Here is a 22410-nt window from a genome sequence, read left to right as displayed (position 1 = left end):
CGGGTACCCGGTGGCCATGACCGACGACCAAGAGATCATGCAGAAGATTTCCGCGAAACTCGACGCACTGCTCGGCAGCAAGACGAACGGCCTGCAGAACGAGGTGCCGCCGGGTGCAAGCATCCAATCGGACGAGGACGACGCCGAGCACGGTCCACTCGGCCGGGATTACCACTTGGCGAGCAAGTACGCCCAGGCGCTGGCCATCAACGAGCCTCAGGTGATCGACCGTGACGAGTTCGACCGCTTGGTCGCCGAATACGGCTGAGCCGACGCATTCGAGTGAGCCCCGACCCCTGCACGGGATCGGGGCTCACTCGTCTCGGGCGCACCTGGCGAACACCCGGGGCCGGTTCTACAGTTGATGGAGTGACCGAACGCAAGAAGCCAGGAGTCACGTTCGAGTCCTGGGTCGACAAACAGATCCGCGAGGCGCAGGACGCCGGCGCATTCGAAGGACTCGACGGCACCGGCAAACCCATCCCGATGGGCGATCCCGACGACGAACTGTGGTGGGTTCGCGGCTATCTGAGGCGCGAGAATCTGCCCGTCGATGCGCTCTTGCCCACGGCGTTGGCGTTGCGCAAAGAGATCGAGCGGCTGCCCTCGACGTTGATCGGTCTCCGGCGCGAGGATTCCGTACGAGACGTGTTGGACGAGCTCAACGCTCGTATCGTCGAGTGGATTCGCTTTCCTACCCCGCCGATCGTGCCGCTCGGCCCCGTGGATGTCGAGACATGGGTGTCCCGGTGGCGTACCAATCGAGCCGAGGTCGACCGCCTGGAGAGAGAGCACGACGCGGAGTCGGCTGTGACGTCGGGCCGGCCCTCGGCGGCGGACCACGACGGTGCATCGTGGTTCGCGCGCGTTCGCAGCAGGTTCAGCTGGTGGCGCTGAGTCCGATCGTCCTGGCGCAGTAGGCCAGAGCGTCCGCCGCAGTGGACACGAACGGAAGCGCAGCTGTGCCGTCCACGCGAACTCGAGAAGGCAACAGTCCGTCGGGGCACTTCGGTTCCTCGAGTATCGTCCACCCGGTCGCGCGCCGACGCACGCCGCCGACCAGGGTGTCGGTCGCGTGCCGGACTCCGCTGCGGAGCGCAGTGGGGGCGGTGTCGAGGTGCGTGCGAGCGAAGCGCAGTGCGGCGTCGACAGCGTCCACGGTCTGGGTGGCCGATGATCGACCGCGCAGCCCGATGCTCAGGCCGTGGCCGGGGAGGTCGAGTACCACCACGTCGACGCCTGCTCGTGCGATCTCGGCGGCCAGGGGTGTCAGGTAGCGGGCATGCAGACCGGAATCGGCAACCAACACCACCGACTGGTCGGTGGCCGTCGCCGATCGGTGTACTTCGATGTGCACTCGACCGCCGGCGATATCGAGCTGCCGGTGCACGATATCGAGGCCGGCGACGTCTGCGCGGGCGAGCGCGACCGCGTCGGTAGCCGGCCGCAACGCTGCCTCGCAGGCGAGGTCTCGCTCGAGGGCGTCCTGACTCCTCAGCAGCGACTTGCCCTGCAGCAGAATCATCACGGCGGCAGCCTCGTGGGAGGTGAGGGTGGGTGACCAACCGGTGGCGGCACCGAGCGCGGTCGAATCGACGATGGGCTCTCCGGGCGTGACCCACTGCCCGGAGAACGGCGTGAGGCCGAGGGCGAAGGCGATGTTCGCGATACGCGTCGCCGCTTTCTGTGGAACGTCGAACATCAACTGGCCCTGCATCGCAGCGAGTTCGCGCACGCCGACCCAGTCCACCGGACCCAGGTTGTACGGACCGACGAGGTCGGTCTTGGCCGCGCGGTGGAAGGCGTCGGCCATGTCGTCCTGGAACAAGAATTGGTACGAGGCCCGATCCGCTTCCGGGAACGCGCCGATCGGCCCGGTGAACTGGTCGATCCCGTCGTTGGCGAAGTCGGGTCCGACGATGTACGTGCACCGCAACATGGAGATGGTCATCTCACCGGGGTGCCTACGCAGCCACCACTCCGCGTAATGTTCCACCTCGGCTTTGTCGTAGAAGTAATAGCGATTGGGATCGCCTGCTGGATAACTGTTCTCGGTGAGCGGCTCCGGAGCGATGTCGGCACCGTACACATTGATGCTCGAGGCGATCACCACGCGTGACACCCCCGCTCGGTATGCGGAATCGATGACGTTGCGTGACCCGCGCAGGTTGATGTCGTGGGTCTCGGTCTTGTCTTTGAGCTCCTCGACCACGAACGCCAAGTGCAGCACGACGTCGCACTCGGCGAACGTCTCCTCGAGGTCGGGAGAGCGAATGTCCGAGCGGATCGCGGTGAACTTCGGGTGCGTGATTCGGGCTGGGCGACGGGCTATCCCGACGACCGCGTCCACCTCGGGATCCTCGAACAGCCTCGGGAGAATCGCGGCCGCGAAGTCACTGGTGGCTCCTGTGACCGCGATACGCACGCCGCGGTGGCGCTCACTCATGAGGGCAGCTCCGCTACGGCCTCGATGATCTGTTCCGTGGCGGTCGACAGGTGTTCTTCGGTGTGCGTTGCCATCACGCACAGGCGAAGTATGGCACCGGATTTCGGCACGGCGGGATGCAAGGCAGCGCTGGTGAAGATGCCACGGTCGTAGAGGTTCTTCCACAGACTCATGGCCACGAGGTCGTCGCCGATGTGGAGTGAGACGATCGGGGCGGCCGTATCGCCGTGGGGTGTGGACGAGCGGCCTGCGACGTCGAGGCCGGCCGATTGCAGTCCGCCGCGCAGGATCTCGGCGTTGTCGAGTACGCGCCGAGCCCGATCCTTGCCCTCGTCACTTCGGATCAGGCGGACGGAAGCCAATGCGGCACCCACCGCAGCAGGCACACCGGAGGTCGTGAACAGGAAGGCGCGGGCCTTGACCCGGAGGGTGTCTATCAGGTCGCTCGAGCCGGTCACGAACCCGCCGGTGGAACTGGGGCTCTTCGACAGTGACGCCATCGTCACGTCGACGTCCTTGGTGATGCCGAACAGCTCTGCCGCTCCGGTGAGTTCGGGCCCGTAGACACCGAGGCTGTGGGCTTCGTCGACCATGAGCGCTGCGTGATAGCGGATACACAGCTCGGAGACGACGTCGAGCGGTGCCAGGTCGCCCTCCATGGAGTACAGACCGTCGACGATCACCAGCACGGCTCCGTCGTCGACGACGGGTTGCTGGAGTTTGGCTTCGAGATCGGCCATGTCGTTGTGCTTGAACTTGACCACCGACGCGCCCGAGAGGGTGCTACCGTCGCGAATCGATGCGTGGGCCGCCGAATCGACGATCACCGTGTCACCGGGGCCGACGATCGCACTGATCGTTCCGAGGTTCGTCTGGTAGCCCGTGGTGAAGACGAGTGCGTCGTCCGTTCCGTGCCACTGGGCGATCTCGTGCTCGAGTTCGAGGTGGAGGTCCAGAGTGCCGTTGAGCAAACGACTTCCGGTGACTGCGCTGCCGAATGTGTCGAGCGCGTGCTGGGCACCCTCGACAACCTTGGGATGGTCGGCAATGCCGAGGTAATTGTTGGATCCGAGCATGATCTTGTCCCGGCCCTCGACGCGAACGACCGGGGCAACGGCTGATTCCATCTTGCGGAAGTACGGGACCACATCGGCGTCTCGTACAGCGCGCAGCAAATCCACGCGCTCGTCTCCGCCGAGTCGTTTCATCAATCTGTTGACAACCATCGTGTACCAGAACTCCTCACAGAGTCGATTGTGGATTGTCGCGAATTCATGAGTTCATTCGGAGCGGGCGGCGCGGGCGATTGGTATTCGGCGGAAGAATATTCAGCGTTTCAAAGGATGCTCGTGCGACGGAAATCGGTTGGTAAATGCGCCCCGAAAAATAACTTCGGTTTCTTTCGAGGGGCAAACTTTACGAGACCTTTAGTTTATCGCCGCAGGTGGCGGGGTATTGTCGGGATCCAGCGCGAATTCACCTGCTTTACCGCTGTCCATGCCGATATTCGACTGATTTGTCCAGGTCGACTGATGGTACAAATTGGACGACGCCGCAATCAATCAGTGACACACAATCGATTAGTGACACAAGGAGATGAACAGTGACTGGATTAATGGTGCGCGAAAGAGAAACGCTCGAGAAGTACATGCCGGGTTTGCTGCAGTATCTGGACACAACCCCACTGGACCGACTGGAGTCCCGCGATTCGGACGCGATCGACAAGTTTCGGGAATTCGGCGGTACCGGCTTGGTGGTCCCGGGCGAACTGGGTGGTCTCGGTGCTCCGGCCATCGACGCGGTTCGGGCGCAAAGGGCCATCGGGTCTCGCTCACCCTCTCTGGGCGCGGGAACCACGATGCACCATCTCTCACTCGCGTCCCTGACCGAATTCGCTCGTGGTGCCACCGACGACGACCGAGCATTGATCAAGGGATTGGTCGACCAGAAGGCGATCGTCGCTTCCGGGTTCTCCGAGGGCGTCACCGGCGGGAGTGTGTTCATTCCGACGATGACCGCCGTGAAGAAGGGCGACAACTACATCGTCAACGGAAGCAAGAAGCCGTGCAGTCTGGCACGTTCGATGGACTTGCTGACCTGCAGCGTCGAGATCGACTCCGGTGACCGCGCCGTCGCGCTGATTCCGGCCGGCCTTCCGGGTATGAGTGTGAAGCCGTTCTGGACCACCGACATTCTGGCCGGCGCGCAGAGCGAGGAAGTGTTGCTCGAAGACGTCGAAGTACCGGCAAGCCTCGTCCTACCCAACAAGGACGACGATCCCGATGGCGTGCACGAGATGACCGGCTACCTCTGGTTCGGGATGCTGATCTCCGCCAACTACATCGGCGCCGCGACCTCTCTGCTCGAGCGGATGATCGAGCAGGACAAGGGTGACTACGAAGGCTACGTTCGAGCGGCGGCCGAACTCGAGGTGTCCATGGCGGCAATCGAGAACGTGGCCCGTGCCTTCGACGAAGGTGAACGCGGACAGGACATCTCGGTGAAGTTGCTGTTCAACCGCATCGCGATTCGTGACGCACTGGTGCGCAGCAGTTCGGCTGCCATCGAATCGCTGGGCGGGATCGGCTTCATCAAGTCACCCGAAATCGCTTACGTCGCAGCAGCATTGCACGCGTTCGCATTTCATCCGCCATCACGGCGGTCCATTTCGGAGACCCTGGCCCGTTTCCACGCAGGTGAAGATTTCGCGTTCGTCAAATAGCGACTACCGCTGTTCGTCTTCCATCTCGTCGTTCAACTTGTCCTCGCCCCGGTTGCGGAAGAACTTGAATCCGGGGATGCCGATGACGGCGCGCCTGACGTCCTTCGTCACTCCGAGAAGCTCGTGGATCTCGGGGGAGACCGTATCGAGGGTCGCGAGGATGGGGAGTAGAGCTTCCATGTGGTCGAGGAGTCCGGGAAGCTGATCGACCATGGCGATCGCTGCGTCGACCTCGGCGTCGGACAGGTTGTCGACGAAGCGTCGCGCCATCGGCTCGGACTTCTTGGCGATGGGATCGAACAGTTCGATGAGCTCCAACGCCGTATGCGAGGCGGCCGATGCCGACGCGACCACGGTGTCCGCGGCACCGGTCGTCCGTTGTACATGAGCAACCACGGCATCGGCCGAATCGATCACATGGTCGATTCGTGTCATCAATGTCTCTATACGGCTCAGCAGTGCTTCGATTCTGCCGGGCAGGGTAAACGCGAAATCGGCCGTGGTGAACATCCAGCTCACACCGGCCCGCGCCACTGCGGCTCCTCGCCGAAGCACCGTTTCGGTACCGAGAGGGTCGGGGAGGACCACACCTGCCAACACGAGAGCCATAGGAGCGACAATGCCATACCGACGCAACGCCCCGACTGCCGTTAGCCTCGACGCATGAGAGTCCTCGTGACCGGTGCCAGCGGGTACATCGGATCTCGGCTGGTGGCGGCCCTGTTGGCAGACGACACGGACGTCGTCGTCGGGTCTCGGACTCCGAAGAACCTGCGCACTTTCGACTTCTACGATTCCGTGACCGCGGTGTCGCTCGACGTCACGGACGAACAATCCTGTGCCGCGGCCTTCGCAGAGTCGGGCGACATCGATGTCGCCTACTACCTCGTCCATGCGATCGGCGAAGCCGACTACCGTGCCCAGGACCGGACGTCCGCCGAGCAGTTCGCCGCGGCCGCCGCGCGAGCGGGAGTGCGTCGAATCGTGTACCTGGGCGGCTTCGTCCCCGACGACGCCCACCTGTCGGAGCACCTGGCCAGTCGCGCCGACGTCGGTGAGGCGCTGACGGTGGACGGTATCGATCTGGTGTGGTTGCGAGCGGCGATCGTCATGGGTGCCGGCTCCACGTCGTATGAGATGCTCCGCTATCTGGCGGACCGCCTGCCGGTGCTGCCGTTGCCGAGTTGGCTCGCCGAGCCCGTTCAACCGATAGCAGTCGACGACGTACTGCACTACCTGGTGGCGTCGGCCGATACCGACACCGTCCCAGCAGGTTCCTACGACATCGGCGGCCCGGACGTGGTCCCGTACCGCGACCTGGTGTTCGCCTACGTCGAAGCCGCCGGGCTGCAGCGCATCGGGATACCGGTACCGCTCGTTCCGACGTCACTCGCCGGCAAGGTGATCGGAAAGATCATTCCTGTGCCCGCCGGGCTCGCCGAGGATCTGGTCGGTTCACTGCACAACACGATGACCACGTCGGAGAGCCGGATTCGGGATCTCGTCCCCGATCCGCCCCGTGGTCTGACCACCATCGCAGACGCCATGGCCCGTAGCGTGCGAGGAACCGTGGGCGAGCCGCCCGGGGTCTGTGCACTGAAGGACCCGCTGCGACTGGCGAACACCGACGCAGCATGGAGCGGCGGAGATGCGCTCGGCGTCCGGCGGCACGGCGTGGCCGCGTCCTCGGACCGCACCTGGGGTCTGGTCGAGGCTCTGGGCGGCCGTCGACTGCTGGCATCGAAGCCGGTGGCAGCAGCAGTGCGTACCAACCTCGATGTGGCTGCGAGTGTGAACCGACGCGCGAAGTCGGTCGTGCGCCGACTGACCGATACCGAGGAGGCATGATGGCAACGTGGTCGACGACCGCGCTGAACGTGATGAAGTCCGCTCTGGTCGATCCTGTCGAGCGAGACCACCGAGAGTCCGACGCGGCGTTCAGGAAACGGCGCATCATCGTGCTGATCACACTGGTGATCGGGGCGACGGTGCTGTATTTCTCGCTGAAGGTGGAACCGGGTGACCCGTCGTTCTACGCACTGACGCTCGTGTTGGCCGCAGTGTGGATCGTCGGAGGATGTCTGTCGGGGCCGCTGCACCTCGGACGGATCAAGGTGGGCGGGTCCATCCGGCGGCCGATCGTGACCCCCATCCTCATCGGTCTCGCCGTCGGTGGCGTGTTCATGCTCGGCGGCCTCGTCGTCCGCCAGATTCCGCCGCTCGCCGACTTCACCGAGAACGTGCTCGCACACGCCCGAGTGGGGTCGCTGGTACTGATCGTGTTCATCGCGTTGCTCAACGGTGTCGCCGAGGAGATCTTCTTCCGAGGAGCCTTGTACTCCGCCATCGGAGTCAAACATCCGGTGATCATCTCGACGGTCGTCTACACCATCGCCACCCTCGCGTCCGGCAACCCGATGCTCGGCTTCGCCGCCGTGCTGCTCGGTTACGTGATGGGGCTGCAACGTCGCGCGTCGGGCGGAATTCTGGCACCGATCCTGACGCATGTCAGCTGGTCGGCGGTCATGGTTCTGGCCCTGCCCCCGCTGTTCGTGTGAGCAGAGGGTCATGTCTCGTGCGGGCAGAGGGGCATCGGCGGGGATCTGAGCTAGATTGCGCACGTGAGTGAAAACCTCGATCGCGTCGACCGCCTGATCGTCGACGAATTGATCTCTGACGGCCGCGCGACGTTGGCGACGTTGGCAGAGAAGGCGTCTCTGTCCGTGTCGGCTGTTCAGTCGCGAGTTCGACGCCTGGAGTCGCGACGAGTCATTCGCGGTTACACGGCGCAGGTCGATCCCGAAGCTCTGGGGCGTCCGTTGTCGGCGTTCGTCGCGATCACTCCGATCGATCCAGCTCGCCCGGACGACGCCCCCGCGCGATTGAAGCATCTGACCGCCATCGAGTCGTGTCACTCGGTTGCCGGCGAAGAGAGCTACGTCCTGATGGTGCGCGTCGAGTCGCCGCGCGCCCTCGAACATCTACTTCAGGAAATTCGCGCCACGGCGCACGTGCAGACGCGCAGCACGATCATTCTGCAGACGTTCTACGATCGTTGACCGCTCGCCAGACGCGGTCCGAGGACATGGGCAAGTGGTGCAAGCGCACTCCCACCGCGTCACGGATCGCGTTGGCCAGTGCGGGGGCGACGGGGTTGTACGGTGACTCGCTCATCGACTTCGCGCCGAACGGGCCCAATCGGTCGTAGGTGTCCGCGAACAGCACCTGGGTTCGTGGAATGTCGGCGAACTGGGGAACGTGGTAGCTACGAATGGAGTCGGTGGTGATTCGCCCCGCACCGTCGGTGCGCATCTCCTCGTACAGTGCGCTGCCGATGGCCTGCGCGACACCGCCTTCGACCTGACCCCGGCACTGCTGCGGGTTCATCACGGTGCCTGCGTCGGCGCTCTGCACCGACTGGAGGATCGCGACCGTACCGGTCGCTTCGTCGACCGCCACCCGAAATGCCTGCACGTTGAACGCCAGTGATCGCGGGAGTCCGCCGCTGTTGCCGTTCGCCGTCAACGTGCCGCCCGCCGATGCCAGTACGTCGTCCAACGGGACGAAGCGATCTCCGCATCGCACCCCCTCGGGCCCCAACGTGCAGTCCGAAGGGCGGTGCCCGGTCGCGGTGGCAGCGACCTCGACGATGCGGGCCGACAACCCACGCACCGCCGCGTAGAGCGCCTTGCCTGCCACCACAGTTCCCGCCGAGCCGAACGCACCGGTGTCGTACGTGACCGACTCTGTATCGGACTGCACGACGCGGATACGGTCGACCGACGTACACAGCTCGCTGGCCGCGATCTGGGTGTGGACGGTGGTGGTCCCGTTTCCGAACTCCGCTGTTCCGACGCGTATCTCGTAGCCACCTTCGGGCAGCAGCGACGCGGTGGCCTCGGCGCGGTGGCCACGGGGCGGAATGGTCGCGATCATGGCCACCGCCATTCCCTCACCGATCTTCCAGCCGGACGGCGCAGGCTCGCCGTTGCCTTGCCTGATGGCCTTCTCGGCGAGGTCGATGCACTGATCGAGACCGTAGCTGCCGAATTGCAGGTCGTCGCCTTCGAGGTGCGCGGCGACGATCTCGTCGCCGGGAACGATGACGTTGCGGCGGCGGAACTCGAACGGGTCGATATCGAGCTCTCGGGCCAGATCGTCGATGGCCGATTCGATCGCGAACATGACCTGCCCCAGTCCGTAGCCGCGGAAGGCACCCGATGGAATGTTGTTGGTGTACACGGTCTTCGCGTCGACCTTCTTGTTGGCGCACCGGTAGATCGCAACCGATTCGCCGCACCCGTGAAACATCACTCCGGCACTGTGATTGCCGTACGCCCCGGCGTCGGTCAGCACGTCGATCGACAGTGCGGTCAACACGCCGTCGGCGCTCGCGGCGGCGGTGACGTCGACGCGAAACGGGTGTCGGCACGGTGCGACCGTGAACTCGTCCGTGCGGGTGAACTCGAACTGCACCGGCCGACCGGTCCGCAGAACGGCCAGGGCGACGACGTCCTCGGTCAGTAGTTCCTGTTTGCCGCCGAAGCCGCCACCCACCCGTGCGGTGAACACGCGGACACGATCCCGGGGGAGGCCGAAGATTTCGCATATTTCGTCGCGCACCAGGTAGGGAACCTGGGTGCTGGTGCGCAGATGAAGCCGGCCGTCGGCGTCCAGCCAACCGATGGTGCCATGAGTTTCCAAGTGCACGTGCTGAATTCGCTGAGTCGTCCATCGCCCGGTGACCACCGCTGCTGCATCACGTACTGCAGCGTCGACGTCACCGGTGCTGCCGTGCAGTTCGGCCACCAGGTTTCGGGACGGGTCGGCGATCCGAGCCGCTGCATCCTTGTCGCCGTGGATCTTCGGTGCGTCCGGGGCGAGTGCCGACTCGGGGTCGAACACGGCGGGTAGCACCTCGTACTCGACGATGAGGGCGCGGCAGCCCTCCTGCGCGGCGGCGATCGACTCCGCGACCACGATCGCCACACGTTGGCCGATGAACCGGACGACGGTGTCGAGTACCCGGGTGTCGTCGGGGTCGTCGACGCGGCTGTCGTGTCTGGCTGTGGAAAATGCCACCGCCGGGCTGTCTTTCGAGGTGAGCACCAGCTGCACGCCCGGCACCTGTTCCGCGGCCGTGGTATCGATGGAGACGATCCGCGCGTGGGCATGCGGACTTCCGAGAACGCTGGCGTGCAGCAGCCCGGGCGGGGAGTGATCGAGCGTGTACGGCTCGGTTCCGGTGACTACCCGTGTGCTCGCGGGGGCTTCGAGCGAACGCCCGCATGCCGGACCGTCTGCCACCTTCTCGGTGTTGACCACCCCGCACACGGCATCTGAGATGGCGCGATACCCGGTGCAGCGACACAGGTTTCCCTTCAGTCTCGAGGGCAGCTCGTCCCTGTCGTCCGCGGTCAGGGTCGACGCGGTCACGACCATCCCGGCCGTACAGAACCCGCATTGGAATCCGGCGGCCTCGACGAACCGGCGCTGCATCGGGTGCAGATCCTCCGGGGTGCCGAGCCCGGCCACGGTGGTGACGGACCTGTCGGCCGCGCGGTAGGCGGGAAATACGCACGAGTGCACCGGTTCTCCGTCGACGAGGACCGTGCATGCGCCGCAGTCACCGGCGTCGCAGCCCTTCTTGACCTCGAAACGGTCGTGTTCGCGGAGCAAAGTGCGCAGACATTGACCCGGTCGCGCGGCAACCTCGGTCGGTACGCCGTTGATGTCGACGATCATGACAGCTCCTCACGAATGGACTGCGCCGCAGCGCAACTGATGTGTCGACGCCAATCCGGCGCACCATGGGGATCGTCGTACCAGTGCTGCGGACCGATAGTGTCTGCAAGGGCGTCGTCGAGCTCGTGCGCCGTCGGTACAGCCGAAAACCGAAGCACGAACGGACGAACGGTCGACGCGGTGACGGTCAACACGAATGTGCCGTCGGGGTCGACGCGGCCGATCACCACCGCCGCCGATCGGCCGAGAGGCGAGAGCGACAACGTGCGCATCGCCGTTCTCGACTGGAGGGCGTGCCGCGGAACGTCGATGCTGCGCAGCACATCCCCGGGCCGGAGCACCGTGGTCTGGGGGCCGACGACCAGCTGGTCGATCGGCAGACGGTAGTCGTGCTCGGGGCCGTGTGCCGACCACACCTCTGCGACGCCGTCCAGGGCTGCAGTCAACGAAATCATGGCTCCGGCAGGCAGGGCGAGCGCTACGTTTCCGCCGACTGTGGCCGTCTTCCAGATCTTGAACGAGGCCAGCAGGGCGGCTGCACACCGAGGGAACAGAGTGGTTGCGGGGAAGGCGGACTCGAAACGAGCCAGAGTCTCGATCGTGCACGTCGCTGCGATCCCGAGTCCGTTCTCGTCGACGATCAACGGCTCCCATCCCAGGGCCGTGATGTCGATCAGGGTGGTCAGGTGGTCCTGTTTCTCCGAGAACAGCCACGTGCCGCCCGCAACTACCGCGGCGTCCGCGCTGCCCGGCGGCAGATCCGCACGCGAGCGGGGAAGCAGAACACGATCGACAGTGCCGAGATCCATGGCTTCGTTCACCTCATTCTCGCCGGCCCGGATTCACCGCCCGGTGCGCCTTCTCGAACTGTAGTGACTTTCTGTTACCGATCTCGGTGCTCACGCGATACGCCCGAAACTCGGCGGAAACAACCCGCGCTTATCTTTGCCTCCGGCACGGCCGAACACACGAGGCGGGAGGTTCAGCGATGTACGTCGGAGACCTACTCGATGCCTCGCACATGGGCATCCCGATTGCTCACCTCCGATCGCGACGCCCTCGGACGTACCCTGCGGTGGACGTTCACCACCGACCTACCCGACCCGTCCCGATACATCGCGGGCGGCGAGTTGGTCATCACCGGACTCGTATGGCGGCGCACGCCCGACGACAGCGAAGTGTTCGTTCGATCGGTGGCCGAATCCGGTGCGACGGCATTGGCCGCGGGGGAGGGGTTGCTCGGACACATTCCGCTCGATCTCGTCGACGCATGCGAGCGACACGGTCTGCCGCTCCTCGCTGTTCCCGACACCGTGTCGTTCGGTGAGGTCACCGAGTTTCTCGTCGGCAGGGTCACCGGTGATCGCATTGCCTCGCTGAACAATTCGCTCGTGCGCCAACGCCAGTTGCTCACTGCGGTCGCCGACGGCAGAGCCCTCGACGAACTGGCACTGCACATCTCCAGAGAAACGGGAATGGCGTGCCTGATCTACACCGCCACCGGGCGTCGGTTGGTCACCGAGGCATCTGCTTTGTCCGACGCCGATGTCGACACCTTGACGCACGCGGCACTCTCGTCCGAAACGCTTCCTACGACAACCGTTCTGGCTGATGGATCGACCTACAGTGTCTTCGGCGTCGGGCCATCGCTCGTACAGCGCACCACGCGATGGTTCCTGGCTGTGGCCGGAGCCATGAATTCGTTCTCTCCCGACGTCTCCGAGGCGTTCGGGCAACTCGCAGCCATCGCCGCGCTCGATCGTGCCCGGCGTGAAGAAGGACGGCTGGTGCGGCGTGAGATCGCAGATCAGGCGGTGGCGTTGATCGAACACGACAGCACCGGATTCGAGGCACTGACGAGGCTGCGCCAGGCAGGAGTCGACCCCGACAGGCCGCTCGTCGTTGTCAGAGTTGCCCACAGCGGTCGCGTCGACCTGCGAGAGATGCTCCGATCCGTCGTCGGTGACACCCTGACCTCCTTCGGCGGTGGGTGTGTCGGATGCAGCGCACACGGCGACATCGTCGCTGTCGTCAATACCGACGACACACTGTTCGCACAGACCATCCGCATTCGGCTGTCCCGGTTGCGCTCCGGGATCGGACCCAGCCGAATACATGTGGGCGTGAGCGCCGTGGCCACCGGGCTGACCATCGACGGCGCACTGAGGTCGGCTCGTCACGCTCTCGAACTCAGCAGGCAGGGATCCGCGGCGGTGACGGTCACCGCAGGCACCAAGCCGACCTCGGCAGTATCGATGATGTCGGCGCTTCCCGACGACGTACGAAAATCGTTCGTCGAGCATGTCCTCGCGCCGCTGCTCGAGCACGACCGACGCACCGACGCCGACCTGACCGACACGCTGCGGGAGTTTCTGGCCAACGGAGGGTCCTGGCATCGAACCGCAGAGTCGATGCACGTTCATCTCAACACCGTCCGATATCGCATCAAACGCGTGGAGGAACTGCTGGGGCGAGATCTCGGCTCCACTGCGGACAGACTGGATGTCTACCTCGCCCTGCAATCCATGCCTCGGGCGTCGGCCCACGGCGCTGCATAATGGGGAAATGACTGCAGGCTTCACCGGAATCCCCTTCACTGCCCTGGACTTCTACGAAGACCTCGAAGCCGACAACAGCAAACTCTGGTGGAACGAACACAAGGACGTCTACGACAGTGCCGTCAAGGCACCGATGACCGCGTTGCTGGCGTACCTGGAACCCGAATTCGGTAGCGCCAAACTGTTTCGGCCGTACCGGGACGTTCGATTCTCGAAAGACAAGACCCCGTACAAGAGTCACCAGGGCGGGTTCGTCGCACGGGGCGACAGCCTCGGCTACTACGTCCAGATCGATCCCGCCGGATTGTTCGTCGCAGGCGGCTTCTACAACAGCTCCCCGGACTCGATCGCGCGTTTCCGCAAGACCGTCGACGACGACGTACGCGGAGCCGAACTCGAGGCGCTGCTGGCGACTCTGACGAAATCCGGGTTCGAGATCGGCGGCGACACGCTCAAGACCAAGCCGCGGGGTTACGAGGTCGACCATCCGCGCATCGATCTGCTGCGGCACAAGACGTTGACTGCCGGCAAACATTTCGGCTCACCCGCGTGGCTCGAAAGCCCCAAGGCAGCAACGAAAGTACGCGACGCCTGGCGTGCTCTGAGCCCGCTGGTGGAATGGTCTGCGGCACTGCACACGTGAGCGCAATGTGTTACCCGACGACGGAGTATGTGCGCCAAGCACTTCCGGCGTCCGGAGCGTCCTCTCGTTCGACCGTTGCCTGAATCAGACCGTAGGGCCGATCGTCGGCGTTGAACACCTCCAGGTTGTTCTCGATACCGAACTTGCCCAAGTCGTAGACGAAGTGGTGCTTGTTGGGGGCCGACATCGAGATCTCGGCAATGAACGGATACTTCTCCAGTACCGCCTCGCCCATGGCGTACAGGGTCTGCTGAAGAGCCAGCGACTGCAGGTTGGCGAATCGCTCGATCATCGCGGCCTTGACGCCCGCGTACACCGCGTCCCACTCGACATCGGTTGTGGTGTAGCGCCACTGCGCTGTCAGCGACGTCGCCATCACTCGGTCGGTCGTGGGCTCGAGAATCGTCAGATCGTCCTCGAGGAAGCCGTGGAACTCCGAACCCGTCGACTTGAGAATCACCATCTCCTTGAAACCGCTGACGACCCAGGTTCGCTGCGCCTCGCCCTTACCCTCGACCGTGACGGCCGAGGTGCGAATTTCCTCGCCCTTGCGGGTCCACGTGTGGTCGTGCTCGACGCCGTCGACGACCGCACGCGCCCAGGCGTACTCCTCGAGTTCGATACGGGCACCGTCGACGGGCTCGACGTCGTCGACATAGTGACGCGCGAGGTCGAGCCCGTAGCTCTCCAGGTGGAGCAGACCCTTGGTCTTGGCATACGCGTACGCGGTCTGCTTCTGGGTGTCGGTGGGCAGAACGGCGGACTGATCGCCGGCCAGGTGTGCGGCAGAGAAATCGCCACGCAGCGCACTCGATACGTTGATGTCGTGGATCTCGTGCCGCGGAGAATCTCGATAGATCCGCACCACCCGGTTCTCGGCTTTGCCGTACTGATTCGCTCCCAGAACGATCTTTCCGGTCAGGTCGGTCATGTCAGCTCCCGCGGTAGGTCGAATATGCGAAGGGGGACAACAACAACGGCACGTGATAGTGGGCGTCGGGGTCGATGACGGTGAAGGAGACGGACACCTCGGGGTAGAAGCTCGGGGTCGAGGTCGCCTCGAAATACGATTCCGTGTCGAACGAGAGCCGGTACACGCCCGGTTCGACAGGTCCGGGAATCACCTCACCGATGCGGCCGTCTCCGTCGGTGGTGGCTGTCGATATCTCGCCCTGTTCGGAATGGAACAGCCGCACGCGCATGCCGACCGCCGGTGTGCCGGCCGTGGCGTCGAGCACGTGCGTGGACAGCCCGGTCACTGCGTCGGTCCCAGCACGCGGCCGAGGCGAATTCGGTTGATCTTGGCCAGTTCCACGCGGAGCACCCGTCTTTCGGTTTCGGCATCGTTGTCGAGCCTCTCCTCGAGGATAGCGAGCAACTCCTCGGCCGACCTGCCGGTCGCGCACACCAGATACACGTGCCCGAACTTGTCTTCGTACGCGCGGTTTCCCGCCGCCAACTTCTCGCGTACTTCGGTGCCGGCAGTGGTCACTGCGGCCTGCTCACGCTTGGACGACGGGTTGTCCGCAGTGCCTCCGATCCGGGGATGGCCGTCGAGTGCATGATCTATCTCGGCCTCCGGCAGCTCGGCAAGTACCCGATCTGCTCTGTCCAACAAAGAGTCTCGGCTGGCGAACGGTCTACCCTGGGCGACTCGACGGGCCCAGATCGAGGACGCGCAGCACTCGAACAGTGCATGCATCGCCTGTCGATCGGAGAGCTTGTTGAACCCGTCGAGCCCTATCCATTCGTGAAGCACATCCCGCTCGCTATCTGAAGTCGTTGATCCGGCCGAACCGCGCGGCCGCGATGGGGTTGGCGTCCGCAACCAGATCGTCGAACCGATAGTTCGCGATCTTGGCGATTTCGATCATCGCGAAAGATCGCTCCGCCGACGGCGCATTCTCCACCCGCGACCATCCGTTGGCCAGAACCCGATCGTAGCGTTCGGTCTCTCGGGCGCAGATCACCAACGGGAATCCGAAGTGTCGCCGATACTCGGCGGCGAGCTGAACGATGTTCTCGTGTTCGTCCTCCTCGAGGTTGGACAATCCGACGTGATCGGCAGCGTTGAGGGTGCCCGTCGCATCCTCGCTGCCGAGGTCGGGGTAGCTGTTGATCAGCTCGATCTGTTCCTCGGTGGTTCCGGCCAACAAGGCTTCCTGGAATGCCTCACGCAGACCGTGGGCGTCGGCGAACGGGCGCTGCTGATACGCACGCTCGACGACCCACGGGGTGCCCTGCACCAGACCGCCGAACGTGGCGGCGAACTCCTCGGCGGACATCTCGTTGACCCGGTCGAGGGTGATACCTGCACCCGGACCGCCGGCCACGGCCTGACCACGATTTCCGATGTGGAAGAACAGCACGTTGAGGACGATGGCAGAGACGGCGCCCAGGACGATTCCGCTGCCGAACAGCATCTCGAGCCAATCCGGTACGCCCTGCGAAACGGTGGGTTGGATGGTGACGAGCATCGCCAGTCCGAGACTGGTGGCGACGATGATCAAGTTGCGATGGTCGGTGAAGTCCACCTTCGACAGAGTCTGGATTCCGACGACGGCGACCGTCGCGAACAGGGCCAGTGCGGCACCGCCCAGTACCGGTGGCGGGATGGAGGCGACGACGGCCGCCGTCTTCGGCAGCAGACCGAGCAGAATCATGATGCCGCCCGCGCTGGCGACCACCCACCGACTACGCACACCGGTCAGTCGGACCAGGCCGACGTTCTCCGAGAAAGCCGTGTACGGGAACGAGTTGAACGTGCCGCCGATGACGGTGGCGACTCCATCGGCCCGCAGCGTGGCAGCGATGTCGTCCTTCTTGATGCGCTTGCCGACGATCTCACCCGTCGCATAGACACTGCCGGTGGTTTCGACCGCGATGATGAGCATGACGACGATCATCGAAATGATGGCGACGACACTGAATTTGGGCACACCGAACAGGAAGGGCTGGGTGAATCCGACCCACGATGCTTCCGCGGTGCCGTCGAAGTTCATGTCCCCCAACATGAATGCGACGGCACTGCCGATGACCAGACCGAGCAAGACGGCGATGGTGGCCATGAAGCCCTTGAAGAACCGTTGGATCAGCACGATGATCAGCAGCGTGCCGATCGCGTACGCCATCCATCGACCGTTGGTCGGATCCTGTTCGTGTGTCGCAGGATTGGTCACCGCATCGTTGACCGCTACCGGCAGCAACGCGACGCCGATGATCGTGATGACAGTTCCGGTCACCACCGGTGGGAAGAAGCGCAGCAGCCTACTGAAGTACGGTGCCATGAAGAACGTGACCAGACCGGCGACGATGACGGCACCGTAGACGTACAGCAACCCCTCGGTGCCGCCGCCGTTGGCCATTGCGATCGCGATCACCGGCGACACACCGGCAAACGTGACGCCCTGCAGAAGTGGGAGCCGGACACCGATCTTCCAGAACCCGACCGACTGAATGATCGACGCGATACCGCAGGTGAACAGGTCCGCGTTGATGAGATGGATCAGCTGTTCGTTGGTCAGCCCGATTGCACTGCCGATGATGATCGGTACGAGAACGGCACCGGCGTAGAACGCGACCACGTGCTGAAACCCGTACGCCGCCAATTTCGGAACAGGGAGCACTTCGTCGACGGGATGGACGCGCTTACGTGTGATGGGCTTGACGGACATCGGTGGGCACCTCGCGGACGCAACAGGGTGGATTCCTGCGACGCTGCAGGAGAAGTGCACCAAGAATCGGTCATTGCGACCGCCGCCGCCAGTCGAGCGAGCACAAAGTTTCCGCCGCGCTCGAGGCGCGTGTTGTGCGATCATCCAAGACTCGGCAGTACGACTGAAGGAGCGACGATGTCCGACGCTGTCGTGGGAGTGGTCCTGGCCGCAGGTGCCGGAACGCGATACGGATCGCCCAAAGTGCTCGCGCACGACGGATTGTGGCTTCGCACGGCTGTGCAGGCACTGACCGATGGTGGTTGTGACCAGGTGATCGTTGTGCTGGGCGCAGTCGACGTGACTGTGCCCGATGGCGCGACCGCTGTACACGCTCCCCACTGGGAACAGGGAATGAGCGCATCGTTCACCGCCGGCTTGGCGGCCGCATCGGACGCGGAGTACGTGGTGGTTCACGTGGTCGACACACCCGACGTCGGACCGGAGGTCGTCCACGCCGTTCTCGACGCCGCACCGCGGACGGGTCTGGCGAGGGCAGTGTTCGACGGCCGCCCAGGTCATCCGGTCGTTCTGGCGCGTCGACACCTCGAGGCAGCTGCGGCATCGGCGTCGGGAGACTCCGGGGCGCGGGACTTCCTGCGGGGAAGGGACGACGTGATCGCCGTCGAATGTTCGCAATGGGCAACGGGAATCGACCACGACTACCGGTAGCTACCGAATGTCGGCAACGATCGTCTCGGTCACGCCGTCGAACTGGTGACCACCGGTCGGCAACTCGATCACTGTCGCCGACGGCAGAGCCTTCGAGTTCATTGCCAGATGCGACACGGGGACGACCTCGTCGTCTCGGCAGTGCAGCAACGTCAGGTCGGTCCGCGGCTCGCCGGTGAGCGCGTACTGCGCCACGTCCCAGCCCTGCGGACTCCAGTCCGGCATGGCCAGCAGCGTGGCTCGCTCCGGATGGGCGCGCATCGTTTCGGCCAGGACCCGAACCACGATCGTGGCTCCGAAAGAATGCGCGACAACGCGGTCCGCAGGTCCTGCGTGGTCGAGCAGCTTCCGAACCGGCACAGCCCAGGCCTCGTAACCCATATCGCTGTCGGACAGTTCCGGCATGACCAGGTCCAGGCGCAGCGCCTCAGCCAACCCCTGCACCAGCTCGGTGTCGTCGACGTAGCCGCCGGCACCGTGAACGAACAGAAGTCGGCCGACCATGCTGAGATCCTCTCCTCGACAACGCTGTCGTAGAAGGAGACCATCGAACGGGTTCCCTCGTGCGCGTTTTACGTACCTGGAGGGGCGCAAAACGCGCACGAGGGTAGACCGGCATTCCTGGAGACGGTGGTCGCGGGTGTACTTTCGCGACCCCACCGGCCACTTCTTCGAGATGCTGACGCGCTCGTACCTGGCCGAACCGGGCGAGTCTGTACCGTGACGGTTGTGGCCGAACAGCAGCACGTTTCGATGACGAGGGCGGCATACGACACCGTCGCAGAAAGCTACGCGGACCTGGTTCGCGACGAGCTGGACGGCAAGCATCTGGAAAAGGCGCTGCTGGCCACATTCGCCGAGAGTGTCGACGCTGGGGTCGTAGTCGACGTGGGATGCGGATCGGGGCGCATCGCGGGCCATCTACGACGCCTGGGTCTGGCCATGACCGGAATCGATCTGTCGCCCAGCATGATCGACGTTGCGCGTCGTGAATTTCCGGACGTGCGTTTCGTCGTCGGCGCGATGCAGTCGCTCGACATGGGCGACTGCACCGTCTCGGGAATTGTCGCCTGGTATTCGATCATCCACACCCCGCCGGCCCAGCTGCCGCAGGTGTTCGCCGAACTGCACCGGGTGCTGCGGCCGGATGGACTGCTGCTGTTGGCATTTCAATCCGGGGACGAGCGGGTGCGACTGGAACAGGTGTACGGACACTCGGTCTCGTACGACGCGTATCGACTGGACCCCGATGCCGTGGCGAACATGCTCGCCGATGCGGGGTTCGAGCTGGACATCCGTGTGCACCGGGCTCCGGTGGGATACGAATCGACGCCGCAGGCATTTCTGATGGCGCGCAAACGAACATCGTGACATCTCGAGACCGATAGCGCGGGAACGCGACAGGCATTGCCGCTGATGTCCTACTGGCTACCGCATCGATCGGTAAGATCTGCCCGATGTGCTCACCCCGTCCACGCGTTCTGTTCGTCACCGACTTGGCGTATCTGTCTAAGGGCCGACGCTACTGCGACGAAGACATCTTTTTGTCTTCGCAGCTCCGTGAGTGGGTCGACATCGCGCTGTGTCACCCGCTCGATGCGCTGGCACTGATGGATGGCTTCGATGCTGTCGTCGTCCGGAACTCCGGACCTGTGCTGGGATACCAGGAAGCTTTCGACGCGCTTGCTCGCCGTGCGCGCGAGAACGGCACGAAGATTTTCACCCAGTTGACCGGCAAAGGCGACCAGAGAGGCAAGCAGTACCTGGTCGATCTTTTCGCAGATGGTTTTCCGGTCATACCTACCGTCGACGATCCGCGGGGCGTCTCGCGCTTACCCGAGGTGAATACCTATGTGGTGAAACCGAAATGGGGTGCCGACTCGATCGGCATGCGTCAGATCGGACGCGCCGAACTGTCGGAAGTCGAGCCGGGCACATTGATTCAGCCGCGGATCGATTTTGTCTACGAAGTGTCGTTCTACTTCATCGGCCGCACAGTGCAATACGCCCTGTACGCCCCGGACCCCGGCCGACGTTGGGAGTTGGAGCCGTACTCGAGTACTGCTCAGGACGAAGAGTTCGCGCAACGTTTCGTCGACTGGAACGACATCGACCACGGAATCACGCGAGTGGACGCATGCCGCACCGTCGACGGAACGCTGCTGTTGGTCGAGCTCGAAGACCTGAACCCGTACCTCTCACTCGACCGGCTGCCCGAAACGGCGCGTCGACACTTCGTGAACAACATGGCGGACGCGATCGTAGCGCTCTGTGCTCAACCGTAGCGGGCGAAAACAGTCGTGATTCTCGGACCGAACGACGCGGTATCGCGTCGCCCCTCGCGAATCGTGGTGGCAGGAACATCCGGTTCCGGTAAGACCACGTTGTCGGCTCGTCTCGGATCGATTCTGGGAATCGAACACATCGAGATCGACAGCCTCTATCACGGGCCTGACTGGACGCCCCGTGCCACGTTCGAGCAGGACGTGAAGGAGTTCATCGCCCGCCCGGCCTGGGTCACCGAGTGGCAGTACAGCGTGGTGCGCGATCGTCTCGTCGATCGCGCGGATCTGATGTTGTGGCTCGATCTGCCTCGTCGAACGGTGATGCGGCAGATCGTGATTCGAACGGTGCGTCGACGGCTGGGTCGAACAGTGCTGTGGAACGGCAACTTCGAGCCACCGCTGCATCGCATATTCTTCGATCGCGAGCACGTCGTTCGGTGGGCCTGGAACACGCATCGTCTGACGGCCGAGCGAGTACGGCGACTGAACGTGCGCCGACCGGACCTGATGATCGTGCGATTCCGATCGCACGCAGAAGTGAACAGATGGCTGGCCGATCGACTGGTTCCGGCGGCGAGATTCTGAACCGCGTCTGTCAGCAGTTGAGTCGGTCGGCAAGGGACTCGATCGAGTCTGCGCTGTAGGTCCACTCGGCTTCGGGAGCAAGGTCGAACGTCTGCGTCGGGCCGTGTTCCAGCGGGCGGGCGACGAATGCGGTGGCGAAGCCACAGTCGGCTGCGGCGGCGAGGTCGCTGTTGTGGGCGGCAACCATCATGCACTCGTCGGGACGGAGCCCGAGGATGTCCGCGGTACGCAGGTAGGCGTCGGGCATGGGCTTGTACGCCTGCACCGGTTCTGCGCCGAGGATGGCGTCCCAGGGAAGGCCGGCATTCTTGGCCATGTCCAGCAGCAGAGAGATGTTGCCGTTCGAGAGCGGTGCTACGACGAACTCGGTGCGCAGCCGCGTGAGCCCGGGAACGGAATCGGGCCACGGCTCCAGTCGATGCCACGCGAAATTGAGTGCGGTCGTGGCGTCCGCATCCAGGTCGATCTCGAACTCGGAGAGCACCGTTCGCAGGGACTCCAGGTGCAGTACGTCCAACCGAGTGAAAGGTCGCCCACCGGACCGCACCTGTTCCATGGCCGGTTGATAGAGGCTCCGCCACCGATCGGCAAACCGATAGCTGTCGACTCCCGGACCGCAGATTTCGGAGACCTCGCGGGCAATGCTCGTGCGCCAATCGACGACGGTGCCGAAGACGTCGAACAGCAGCGCTCTCAACGCTTCTTCTTCTTTTTCTTCTTGTCCGCCGGATGTCCTACCGCAGACAGGATGGCTCCGGCCAACGGAATGAGAAGGAAGAAAAGCCACTTCTGGTCGAAATCGGTGAGAAAGAACAGAGCAAGTGATCCGAAGATGACGATCGGCATCACCACTGCAGCCCAATCGATTCCGCGGTCCTTCACGACCGGTGCGTCGGTGTCGGATCGTGCGAGCGACGCAGTGCCGGACGCGGTGGGGAGGTCGACGAATACCGATTCGAGCTGTCCACGCGTCGTCGCGGAAGCGATTGTGGCACTGCGCTCGTCGAATTCGGGAACCGTCAGGCGGCCCTCGCTGAAGTG

Annotated in this window: 24 protein-coding genes; 12 read left to right on the top strand and 12 right to left on the bottom strand. The window is 64.0% G+C overall.

Translation table 11 applies throughout. The features are described from left to right. Positions 1 to 16 precede the first annotated feature (16 nt). Positions 17 to 268, top strand: coding sequence for a hypothetical protein (locus VF34_RS19815; RefSeq protein ID WP_027496446.1), 252 nt, complete (start codon positions 17 to 19; stop codon positions 266 to 268). A gap of 101 nt (positions 269 to 369) precedes the next feature. Further along, positions 370 to 897, top strand: a complete 528-nt coding sequence (locus tag VF34_RS19810; RefSeq protein WP_032372728.1) for a DnaJ family domain-containing protein — start codon at positions 370 to 372, stop codon at positions 895 to 897. Here VF34_RS19810 and VF34_RS19805 read toward each other — a convergent pair. Both VF34_RS19805 and VF34_RS19800 read right to left on the bottom strand, forming a co-directional pair. Next, the gene (locus VF34_RS19805) at positions 881 to 2446 is read right to left on the bottom strand and encodes an NAD-dependent epimerase/dehydratase family protein (protein WP_032372727.1); all 1566 of its coding nucleotides are present in this window, start codon (positions 2444 to 2446) and stop codon (positions 881 to 883) included. The two genes, VF34_RS19810 and VF34_RS19805, sit on opposite strands and share 17 nt — an antisense overlap. Continuing rightward, positions 2443 to 3672 (bottom strand): aminotransferase class I/II-fold pyridoxal phosphate-dependent enzyme, encoded by a 1230-nt coding sequence (locus VF34_RS19800; protein WP_027496449.1) that lies wholly within the window; start codon positions 3670 to 3672, stop codon positions 2443 to 2445. Before VF34_RS19800 ends, VF34_RS19805 begins: the two co-directional genes overlap by 4 nt. 377 nt (positions 3673 to 4049) lie before the next feature. Here VF34_RS19800 and VF34_RS19795 point away from each other — a divergent pair, with 377 nt between their 5' ends. Further along, entirely contained in the window at positions 4050 to 5168 is a 1119-nt protein-coding gene (locus VF34_RS19795; RefSeq protein WP_027496450.1) for an acyl-CoA dehydrogenase family protein, read from the top strand. A 3-nt stretch (positions 5169 to 5171) separates the two neighbouring features. On the opposite strand, the gene VF34_RS19790 is transcribed toward VF34_RS19795, so the two are convergent. Continuing rightward, positions 5172 to 5777, bottom strand: coding sequence for a hypothetical protein (locus VF34_RS19790; protein ID WP_032372726.1), 606 nt, complete (start codon positions 5775 to 5777; stop codon positions 5172 to 5174). Positions 5778 to 5831: 54 nt separating this feature from the next. On the opposite strand from VF34_RS19790, the gene VF34_RS19785 reads away from it, so the two are divergent. The 3 genes from VF34_RS19785 (at position 5832) to VF34_RS19775 (ending at position 8227) form a co-directional block, all read left to right on the top strand. After that, on the top strand, positions 5832 to 7016 hold the full coding sequence (locus tag VF34_RS19785; RefSeq protein WP_027496452.1) for an NAD(P)H-binding protein: 1185 nt from the start codon (positions 5832 to 5834) through the stop codon (positions 7014 to 7016). After that, a complete protein-coding gene (locus VF34_RS19780; protein ID WP_027496453.1) occupies positions 7016 to 7726 on the top strand; it encodes a CPBP family intramembrane glutamic endopeptidase in 711 nt (236 codons plus the stop codon). The genes VF34_RS19785 and VF34_RS19780 overlap by 1 nt, the downstream gene beginning before the upstream one ends. Positions 7727 to 7789: 63 nt before the next feature. Further along, positions 7790 to 8227: an Lrp/AsnC family transcriptional regulator gene (locus VF34_RS19775; RefSeq protein WP_027496454.1), complete on the top strand. Its 438-nt coding sequence runs from the start codon at positions 7790 to 7792 to the stop codon at positions 8225 to 8227. Here VF34_RS19775 and VF34_RS19770 read toward each other — a convergent pair. Then, a complete protein-coding gene (locus VF34_RS19770; protein ID WP_032372725.1) occupies positions 8199 to 10913 on the bottom strand; it encodes a molybdopterin-dependent oxidoreductase in 2715 nt (904 codons plus the stop codon). The genes VF34_RS19775 and VF34_RS19770 overlap by 29 nt on opposite strands. After that, complete coding sequence (locus VF34_RS19765; protein ID WP_032372724.1) at positions 10910 to 11722, bottom strand: FAD binding domain-containing protein; 813 nt, start codon at positions 11720 to 11722, stop codon at positions 10910 to 10912. The genes VF34_RS19770 and VF34_RS19765 overlap by 4 nt, the downstream gene beginning before the upstream one ends. Positions 11723 to 11923: 201 nt before the next feature. Here VF34_RS19765 and VF34_RS19760 point away from each other — a divergent pair, with 201 nt between their 5' ends. Together VF34_RS19760 and VF34_RS19755 are read left to right on the top strand one after the other, a co-directional pair. After that, complete coding sequence (locus VF34_RS19760) at positions 11924 to 13471, top strand: PucR family transcriptional regulator (RefSeq protein WP_032372723.1); 1548 nt, start codon at positions 11924 to 11926, stop codon at positions 13469 to 13471. Positions 13472 to 13478: 7 nt separating this feature from the next. Further along, positions 13479 to 14114: a DUF2461 domain-containing protein gene (locus tag VF34_RS19755; protein WP_032372722.1), complete on the top strand. Its 636-nt coding sequence runs from the start codon at positions 13479 to 13481 to the stop codon at positions 14112 to 14114. Positions 14115 to 14124: 10 nt separating this feature from the next. On the opposite strand, the gene pucL is transcribed toward VF34_RS19755, so the two are convergent. From pucL to uraD (VF34_RS19735), 4 genes are read right to left on the bottom strand one after another with little or no spacing between them, the layout of a single operon-like run. Then, positions 14125 to 15045, bottom strand: coding sequence for a factor-independent urate hydroxylase (pucL, locus tag VF34_RS19750; RefSeq protein WP_027496459.1), 921 nt, complete (start codon positions 15043 to 15045; stop codon positions 14125 to 14127). Position 15046: 1 nt separating this feature from the next. Further along, positions 15047 to 15373 carry a hydroxyisourate hydrolase gene (gene uraH, locus VF34_RS19745; protein ID WP_032372721.1) on the bottom strand — a complete coding sequence of 109 codons (327 nt, stop codon included), beginning with the start codon at positions 15371 to 15373 and terminating at the stop codon, positions 15047 to 15049. Continuing rightward, positions 15370 to 15873 carry a 2-oxo-4-hydroxy-4-carboxy-5-ureidoimidazoline decarboxylase gene (gene uraD, locus VF34_RS19740; protein WP_027496461.1) on the bottom strand — a complete coding sequence of 168 codons (504 nt, stop codon included), beginning with the start codon at positions 15871 to 15873 and terminating at the stop codon, positions 15370 to 15372. The genes uraH and uraD (VF34_RS19740) overlap by 4 nt, the downstream gene beginning before the upstream one ends. A 10-nt stretch (positions 15874 to 15883) precedes the next feature. Next, positions 15884 to 17788, bottom strand: a complete 1905-nt coding sequence (gene uraD / locus VF34_RS19735; protein WP_032372720.1) for a 2-oxo-4-hydroxy-4-carboxy-5-ureidoimidazoline decarboxylase — start codon at positions 17786 to 17788, stop codon at positions 15884 to 15886. A gap of 177 nt (positions 17789 to 17965) precedes the next feature. On the opposite strand from uraD (VF34_RS19735), the gene VF34_RS19730 reads away from it, so the two are divergent. Continuing rightward, positions 17966 to 18499, top strand: coding sequence for a nucleotidyltransferase family protein (locus VF34_RS19730; protein ID WP_032372719.1), 534 nt, complete (start codon positions 17966 to 17968; stop codon positions 18497 to 18499). Here the strand turns inward: VF34_RS19730 and VF34_RS19725 are convergent, their stop codons facing one another. Beyond that, on the bottom strand, positions 18500 to 19003 hold the full coding sequence (locus VF34_RS19725) for an alpha/beta fold hydrolase (RefSeq protein WP_032372718.1): 504 nt from the start codon (positions 19001 to 19003) through the stop codon (positions 18500 to 18502). Between the two features lie 225 nt (positions 19004 to 19228). Here VF34_RS19725 and VF34_RS19720 point away from each other — a divergent pair, with 225 nt between their 5' ends. From VF34_RS19720 to VF34_RS19710, 3 genes are all read left to right on the top strand, one after another. Beyond that, positions 19229 to 19870, top strand: a complete 642-nt coding sequence (locus VF34_RS19720) for a class I SAM-dependent DNA methyltransferase (protein WP_230593561.1) — start codon at positions 19229 to 19231, stop codon at positions 19868 to 19870. A gap of 86 nt (positions 19871 to 19956) precedes the next feature. Beyond that, positions 19957 to 20784: an ATP-grasp domain-containing protein gene (locus VF34_RS19715; RefSeq protein WP_032372716.1), complete on the top strand. Its 828-nt coding sequence runs from the start codon at positions 19957 to 19959 to the stop codon at positions 20782 to 20784. A gap of 15 nt (positions 20785 to 20799) precedes the next feature. After that, positions 20800 to 21369, top strand: a complete 570-nt coding sequence (locus VF34_RS19710) for a P-loop NTPase family protein (RefSeq protein WP_032372715.1) — start codon at positions 20800 to 20802, stop codon at positions 21367 to 21369. Between the two features lie 10 nt (positions 21370 to 21379). On the opposite strand, the gene VF34_RS19705 is transcribed toward VF34_RS19710, so the two are convergent. Further along, a complete protein-coding gene (locus VF34_RS19705) occupies positions 21380 to 22066 on the bottom strand; it encodes a haloacid dehalogenase type II (protein ID WP_032372714.1) in 687 nt (228 codons plus the stop codon). Next, the coding region (locus VF34_RS19700) for a DUF1707 SHOCT-like domain-containing protein (RefSeq protein ID WP_045841976.1) at positions 22063 to 22410 on the bottom strand (348 nt) is incomplete at its 5' end. The genes VF34_RS19700 and VF34_RS19705, both read right to left, overlap by 4 nt.

This window comes from Rhodococcus sp. PML026 (assembly GCF_000963615.1).
GTDB classification, from domain to species: Bacteria; Actinomycetota; Actinomycetes; order Mycobacteriales; family Mycobacteriaceae; genus Rhodococcoides; species Rhodococcoides fascians.
This window is presented reverse-complemented; position numbering and strand designations above follow the sequence as displayed.